At 69.8% G+C, this 6,483-nt stretch carries 8 protein-coding genes; 5 read left to right on the forward strand and 3 right to left on the reverse strand.

Annotated features, from left to right (window positions below; genetic code table 11):
- Window positions 1-12: 12 nt before the first annotated feature.
- The gene (locus ACFPMG_RS00550; protein WP_376993303.1) at window positions 13-849 is read right to left on the reverse strand and encodes a tellurite resistance TerB family protein; all 837 of its coding nucleotides are present in this window, start codon (window positions 847-849) and stop codon (window positions 13-15) included.
- A 268-nt stretch (window positions 850-1,117) separates the two neighbouring features.
- Here ACFPMG_RS00550 and ACFPMG_RS00555 point away from each other — a divergent pair, with 268 nt between their 5' ends.
- A complete protein-coding gene (locus ACFPMG_RS00555; protein ID WP_376993304.1) occupies window positions 1,118-1,315 on the forward strand; it encodes a hypothetical protein in 198 nt (65 codons plus the stop codon).
- Window positions 1,316-1,366: 51 nt separating this feature from the next.
- Here ACFPMG_RS00555 and ACFPMG_RS00560 read toward each other — a convergent pair whose 3' ends face one another.
- A complete protein-coding gene (locus ACFPMG_RS00560) occupies window positions 1,367-2,056 on the reverse strand; it encodes an alpha/beta fold hydrolase (protein WP_376993305.1) in 690 nt (229 codons plus the stop codon).
- A gap of 262 nt (window positions 2,057-2,318) precedes the next feature.
- Between ACFPMG_RS00560 and ACFPMG_RS00565 the strand changes: the two genes are divergently transcribed.
- Both ACFPMG_RS00565 and ACFPMG_RS00570 read left to right on the forward strand, forming a co-directional pair.
- Window positions 2,319-2,672 (forward strand): hypothetical protein, encoded by a 354-nt coding sequence (locus ACFPMG_RS00565; protein ID WP_376993306.1) that lies wholly within the window; start codon window positions 2,319-2,321, stop codon window positions 2,670-2,672.
- Window positions 2,673-2,748: 76 nt separating this feature from the next.
- Complete coding sequence (locus ACFPMG_RS00570) at window positions 2,749-3,174, forward strand: hypothetical protein (protein WP_376993307.1); 426 nt, start codon at window positions 2,749-2,751, stop codon at window positions 3,172-3,174.
- A 22-nt stretch (window positions 3,175-3,196) separates the two neighbouring features.
- Here the strand turns inward: ACFPMG_RS00570 and ACFPMG_RS00575 are convergent, their stop codons facing one another.
- Window positions 3,197-3,760: a manganese efflux pump MntP gene (locus tag ACFPMG_RS00575; RefSeq protein ID WP_376993308.1), complete on the reverse strand. Its 564-nt coding sequence runs from the start codon at window positions 3,758-3,760 to the stop codon at window positions 3,197-3,199.
- A gap of 419 nt (window positions 3,761-4,179) precedes the next feature.
- Here ACFPMG_RS00575 and ACFPMG_RS00580 point away from each other — a divergent pair, with 419 nt between their 5' ends.
- Window positions 4,180-5,868, forward strand: coding sequence for a methyl-accepting chemotaxis protein (locus tag ACFPMG_RS00580; RefSeq protein ID WP_376993309.1), 1,689 nt, complete (start codon window positions 4,180-4,182; stop codon window positions 5,866-5,868).
- 16 nt (window positions 5,869-5,884) lie between these two features.
- A complete protein-coding gene (locus ACFPMG_RS00585; protein WP_376993310.1) occupies window positions 5,885-6,229 on the forward strand; it encodes a hypothetical protein in 345 nt (114 codons plus the stop codon).
- Window positions 6,230-6,483 lie beyond the last annotated feature (254 nt).

Here is a 6,483-nt window from a genome sequence, read left to right on the forward strand (position 1 = left end):
CGGTTGGAGCGGTCACGCCGCCTGGTTGAGCTGCTCGGCGCGTTGCGGGGCGATCTTCAGGCGGGTGGCGAGGTAGGTGAGATAGGCGCGTTCCGCCTCATGATCGCGGTCCACCGCCATCAGCGAGGCCAGATAGACCTGCTCCGCCATGTCCGGATCGGTGACGGAGCGGACCAGCGAGTCGAGCGACTGTGGCTGGGACAGTTCCTGCTCCACGATCCGCCGTTCCTCCGGCCCACCACCGGCTTCGTCCAGGGCGGACATGACGCGCTGGCGCTCGGCCGGGGAAATCTCGCCGTCGGCGTTGGCGGCGGCGATCATGGCACGGATTAGCAGCAGGGCGTGCTGGTCCTCCATGGCGAGTTCGGGAAAGGCGCCCTCATCGGCTCCCGACGGGGCGGCGTCGGGCGGGGGAGCGGTGCGCTGCTGGAAGACCTGGGACAGCCGGTCGCCCAGCGATCCGCCGCCGGAAGCACCGGCTCCACCGAGGATGCCGCCCAGGATGCCACCCGGCGTGTTGCCCGAACCGGACGGCGGCGCCCCCCACGGGCTGGTCCCCGGCTGTCCGGAGCGGGCCGGCGCCTGTCCGGAGGAGGGCTGTCCGGAGGAGGGCTGCCCCGACGGAGGCATGTTCTGCTGACGCTCCTGATAGGCGCGGTAGGCGAGGTAGGCCAGCGCGCCCAGCCCGGCCATGGGGCCGACGCCCATGCCGCTGCGGGCGTGCATCGCCGGTCCCGAGCCCATCCCTGACCGGTTCAGGATCGCTCCCAGATCCTGCGGGCTCCTGCGGCTGTGCCCTCCCATGCCGGTCGCCAGAAGGGTGCCGAGGATGTTCTGAAGATTCGCCATGACGCGCCTCTCTCCTTATCGGTGTCCGTGTCGATGCGGCTTCGCGCCTCATCAACAGACGAAAGGGATTGGCGTCACGGCACAGCTATCGGTGCCAATGATGGGCCTGACCAGCCGATCCCTCGTCTATGACGGCCTCTATGCCAGAGGTGGGGTGGCTTTCGAACAGGCTGTGCAGGACACTGACTTCCGCTATCGTGGCGCGCATCAGAGCGCAGCAAGCGCCGACGCCCGCCGGTCGGCGGGTGGCATTTTGGAGGAGACGCCCATGATCTTCGACCGGCACGCGGAACCGCCTCCGCTGGACCTATCGCCGACGCCGTCCGCTCCGCCGCTGCCGGCCCCGGCCTGCGGGTCGCTGTGGAATGATTATCTCCACCGCCTGCTCGGCACGGCGCACGGCTGCCTCGCCGCGAACGACGACGAGTCCGATCCGGAGCCCGCCTGCTGCTGCGCCGCCGGATGATGCCGTGATACCGTGACCCTGAAACCGTGATCGGGAGCGGTCGGTTGCCCGTCAGCGGGCGCCCGCCGCCTCGATGATCACCGCCGCCACCGCGTCGGGCCGGGAGGCGTGCGGGATGTGGCTGGCCCCGACCTCCACCGTCCGCGCGCCGATGCGCTCGGCGGTCGCCCGCAGGAAGGCCGGGGGAAGCATCCGGTCCTCGCTGGCGACGATGTACCAGGACGGCTTGTGCTCCCACGCCGCGGCGGTCACCCGCGTGCGGAAACAGCCGGCATGGACCGGCCCCTGCGTCGCGGCCAGCAGCGCCGCCTCCGCCGCCGGCACATCCTGCGCGAAGTTCGCCGCCAGACTTTCCGCCGACAGATGCAGATAGCCCGCACGGTCCATCGACACGCTGGACAGGCCGGGCGAGGGCGGGAAGGGCTTCAGCGTGTCGTTCGGCGACTGGCCGATCCCCGGCGCGAAGGCCGCCACATAGACCAGCGCCTTCACCTTGTCCTGATTCCCGATCTGGGTGATCACCGCCCCACCCCAGGAGTGGCCGACGAGAACCGCCGGCCCTTTGGCGCGGTCGATGGCGCGCTGAACGTGGGCCACATCCTCGTCCAGCGAGGTCAGCGGATTCTGGACGGCGATCGCCTCCAGCCCCTGGGCCTGGAGCAGGGGGATCACGCGGCTCCAGGCGGAGCCATCGGCGAAGGCGCCGTGGACGAGGATGACGGAAGTGGCGACCGGGTCCATGGACCGATTCCCGTGACAGTGACCGACCCTATCCTCTGAACACGCCCGCGCCCGCCTGTCCAGCGCGGAGGCTGCGCTTTTCCTCCCTGCGGAAAAGCCGCCCAGCCTTTGGGGGCAAAGGATGTCTTGCTGCGGAGCGGGATGAAAATTTCACAAAATCATCCTTGAAGCTAAGATTGTTCTGGGATACGGTATACCAACAGCAAGACGGGGCGATTGTCCGCCCCTTCCGCCAAGCCAGCCCGAGCCCTTGAGGTGAGCCATGGTCAAGACCCTTTCCGCCGTCCGTCCCGGAAGCCGCCCGAACGCCGTCCGCAGTGTCGACGATGCCGCTCCCGCCGGCGTCGTGGTCGCCCTGCGCCCCGATCATCGGCATTCTGATCATCGGCAGCGGGCGACGGTGCTGGCGGCGACCACCGGCGGGCGGGGTCCGCGCATGGACATGCTGACGATCACCCACAGCCGGGGGCCGGCCGAGGATCGCGGGGCGGAACTCATCCACATCGACGGCCCCTATGCGGACGTTCTGGCCTACATCGCCGACTCGCCGGAGTGCGTGGTCTGCTTCGACACGCTGCACGGCGGCATGGCCCGCGCGCAATTGTCCGTGCCCTGACATTGCCCGTGCCCTGACTGGGCGCCGGGTCCTGCTGGAGAGCGAACCGATGAACGCTTGTGTGATGATTGATTGTGTGACGACGCCCTTTTCCGGGCAGGAACTGGCCTCCGCGATCATCGCGGCGGCGTTGTCGCTCCCCTCGGCCAACGGCCGGCTCCATCTGCCCAACGGTGCCGTGCCGTGCGACCCGGCGGCGCTGGAACGGGAATTCGCGCTGACCGCGCAGGGGCTGTCCCACTGGCTGGCGCAGAACGAGCCGCGCATCGCCGAGGCCGCGCGGGCCAGCCGGCTGAAGATTGTGGCCGGGGTCATCCGGGCCGCCGTGGCGACGCTGGAGCATGCCGGGCGGCGCTGCGGAGACCTGCACGACCGCGGAGAACGCGCGCTGTCCGTCGACTTCAGCGCCGTCTGCGACCGGGTTCAGGATCGTCCGGGCCTGCTCGCCCAGACGGTGGCCGCCGCCGCGGCCGGCCACATCGTTCACGCCGTCGCCGCCTGAGAGGGGCCGGCCGAGGCCTACGTTACAGCAGGGTATGCTCGACCAGGATCTTGGTGCCGATGGCGAGAAGGCCGAGGCCGCCGATCAGTTCGGCGCGCCGGCCGAGCAGCGGGCCGGCGGCCCGGCCCAGCAGGACGCCGCCGAAGCCCATCAGGAAGGTGACCACGCCGATCAGGCTGGCGGTCACCGCGATGTTCACGTCCGCCATGGCGAGGCCCACCCCCACCGCGCTGGCATCGATGCTGGTCGCCACCGCCACGGTCAGCAGGGCCAGCCAGCCCGAGCGGGCGGCGGCGGCCTCGTCGTCCTCTTCCCCCGCGAGCGCGTTGCGGATCATCGAGCCGCCGATCAGCAGCAGCAGGCCGAAGGCGATCCAATGGTCGATCGCCTGGACGAAGCCGGCGAAGGCCGAACCCACCCCCCAGCCGATGGAAGCCATCGAGAGCTGGCAGAGGCCGAAGGCGAAACCGACCCGCAACGCCTCGGACAGGCCGGGACGCTTCTGAACGGCACCACGACCCAATGCCGCGGCGAAGCTGTCCATGGAAAGGCTGACGGCGAGGATGAGGGAGGTGGCACCGAACATGGCAACAGGCTCCGGCCAAACGAACACGACAGCACGGCTACGCCCGGTTGGCCTTCGGGAGCGTCCGCACCATCGGTCTTGCCGAACCGGCCGGACGCTGTCCGGCTGCCGCGCGCGCCACGGGACGGCCTGTAGCAGGATGGTCCCGAGTCTGTTGGCGTGCGCCCCTCTCGACGGAGGGTGGCTACTCCCCAATGACGAGGCGGACCCTAACGCCGGTGCGTGTGGGTGTCAATCTATATGAACAGCTGTTCATATATATTTGAATCACTCTAAAAAGGCATGCGCTGCGCCGTGAACGGGGCGTGGTGCAGTGCGGAACGATTTTTTAAGAGCCTCTGACGCTTCTATGCCGCTGCGGTTCGTTGGGGTACGAAACGCTGGGATTCACTGGGCATCATTGGGGGCGGGGGTTCGCCATGGGGTTGCTGACGGGGGTCGGCTCGCTGTCGCTTTCGGGCAAGACGGTGTCGCTGTGTGTCGGTGGGTTGGTCGTGTTGACGAGCGCTACCTTCGCTGTCAACGAAACGTTGCTGAGCCGCTATGCGGAGCGCATGGCGGTGGAGCGGCAGGAAACCAACATGCGCGTCGCCTGGGACGTGCTGAACCAGTACGGGCGCGACATCAGCGTTCGCGACAGCACGCTTTATGTCGGCGACCGGGCGCTGAACGGTTTCTTCGAACCGGTGGACCGGGTGAAGGCGCTGGTCGGCGGGACCGCCACCTTGTTCATGGGCGACACGCGCGTCACCACCAACGTCCAGAAGCCGGACGGCGGGCGCGCCGTCGGCACCAAGCTGGCCAAGGGGCCGGTCTATGACGCCGTTCTGGTCCGGGGCGAGCCGTACCGCGGGCAGGCCGACATCCTGGGCGTTCCCTTCTACACCGCCTATGACCCCATCAAGGACCGCTCGGGCAAGGTGGTCGGCGTGCTCTATGTCGGCGTTCCGAGGGCGGAGTTCTTCGCCCCGATCCGCGACACCCAGACGATGATCGGCGGGCTGGGCGCGTTGGTGACGCTCCTGGTCGCCGGCGGCAGCCTGCTGCTGTCGCGGCGCATCTTCCGTCCGCTGACCGCCATGCGCGGCGCCATGGAGCAACTGGCGACGGGGAACCTGTCGGTCGACGTCCCGGCGCTCGGCCGCAAGGACGAGATCGGCGGCATGGCCCAGGCGCTGAGCGTCTTCAAGGAGAACGCGCAGCGGGTGTCCCGGCTCGACGCCGCCCAGGCGGAGGAGCGCGCCCGCGCCGAGCGGGATCGCCGCGACGCGCTGGATTCGGTCGCCCGCAATTTCGACGAGACGATGCTGAGCGTCGTCGAGACGCTGAGCGCCACCACGGCCCAACTCGAATCCAACGCCCAGCGCCTGCATGGCATTGCCGAGAGCAGCAGCGGGCAGGCTGCCGCGGTCAGTGGCGCTGCGGGCGAGGCCAGCGACGATGTGCGGACCGTGGCCGCCGCCACCGAGGAGTTGACGGCCTCCATCGTCGAGGTGTCCCGCCAGATCGACGAGTCCTCCCGCATGGTCCGCAACGCGGTGGAGGAGGTGGAGCGCACCAACCATACGGTCGAAGGCCTTGCCGCCGCCGCCGGCAAGATCGGGGAGGTGGTGACGCTGATCCAGAGCATCGCCGCGCAGACCAACCTGCTGGCGCTGAACGCGACCATCGAGGCGGCGCGGGCGGGGGAGGCCGGCAAGGGCTTCGCCGTCGTCGCCAACGAGGTGAAGGGCCTCGCCAACCAGACGGCCAAGGCAACCGACGAGATCGCCCAGCAGGTCGCGGAGATCCAGGCGGTGACCGGCAGCGCGGTGACGGCCATCGGCGGCATCGGGCGCACGGTGGTCGCGGTCAACGATCTGGTCGGCCGCATCGCCGGGTCCGCCGACCGCCAGAACGCCACCACCGGCGCGATCGCCCGCAGCGTCCAGCGCGCCGCCGACCGCACCTCGGAGGTGACCCACAGCGTCCGCGACGTGTCGGCCTCGGCGCACGAGACCGGCACCATGGCGTCGGAGGTGCGCTCCGCCGCCGCCGACCTCGGCCGGCAGGCGCTGGCCCTGCGCGAGCAGGCCGGCGCGTTCCTGCGGCAGATCCGTTCGGCCTGAAGGGAGGGTCCCGCCCGTGTTCCGCAACCCGCGTTCGCTGCTGTTCGTGTTCTTCTTCGCGTCGCTGGCGGCTCTGCTGGTCTTCAGCGGCGACCCGCCGGACGGTGGGCGGACCGACGCGAACCGGGATTTCCTGGCGGCCTGCGAGGCCAGCCCCTTCGCCGCGCAGAGCACCGGCTCCACCGAGGCGGCGGTGCGGGTCTGCTCCTGCATCCTGTCCTGGCACCGCAAGGAGGGCGAGGCCACCGGCCGGCCGCTTCCCGCCGCGCTCTATGGCGGGGAGGGGGCGGCCGGCGCCGCGGCGGCGGCGGTGGACGAGCGGGCGCGGGCCTCCTGCCTGTCCGGGCGCGTGACGCCCTGATTCTCGGATAACCCGATTCTCCAAGAAACACCCGCAGGACGGGGCAACAAGAGCGTTTTCAGGCCACGCCGATCGTTCGCCGATCGGCCTTCATTGGTTCGGCTTATCCGGCGCCTGCGAGGGTCCCGGCCATGCGGACGGGGGTCCAGCCGGTGGCGTTGGCGATGATGCGCGGCTCGATGCCGATGGCGCCGTTCTGGTCGAAGGAGCGCCAGGCGGCGATGGTGTCGTCGTTGCTGTTGCGCCACAGCACG

Source organism: Azospirillum himalayense (assembly GCF_042657465.1).
GTDB lineage: Bacteria > Pseudomonadota > Alphaproteobacteria > Azospirillales > Azospirillaceae > Azospirillum > Azospirillum himalayense.

Bases quoted from the DNA above. Each gene is read 5' to 3' on its own strand.
- ACFPMG_RS00555 (WP_376993304.1), top strand. From the start codon at position 1,118: ATGATCTTCGACCGGCACGCGGAACCGCCTCCGCTGGACCTATCGCCG.
- ACFPMG_RS00580 (WP_376993309.1), top strand. From the start codon at position 4,180: ATGGGGTTGCTGACGGGGGTCGGCTCGCTGTCGCTTTCGGGCAAGACG.
- ACFPMG_RS00565 (WP_376993306.1), top strand. From the start codon at position 2,319: ATGGTCAAGACCCTTTCCGCCGTCCGTCCCGGAAGCCGCCCGAACGCC.
- ACFPMG_RS00575 (WP_376993308.1), bottom strand. From the start codon at position 3,760: ATGTTCGGTGCCACCTCCCTCATCCTCGCCGTCAGCCTTTCCATGGAC.
- ACFPMG_RS00550 (WP_376993303.1), bottom strand. From the start codon at position 849: ATGGCGAATCTTCAGAACATCCTCGGCACCCTTCTGGCGACCGGCATG.
- ACFPMG_RS00560 (WP_376993305.1), bottom strand. From the start codon at position 2,056: ATGGACCCGGTCGCCACTTCCGTCATCCTCGTCCACGGCGCCTTCGCC.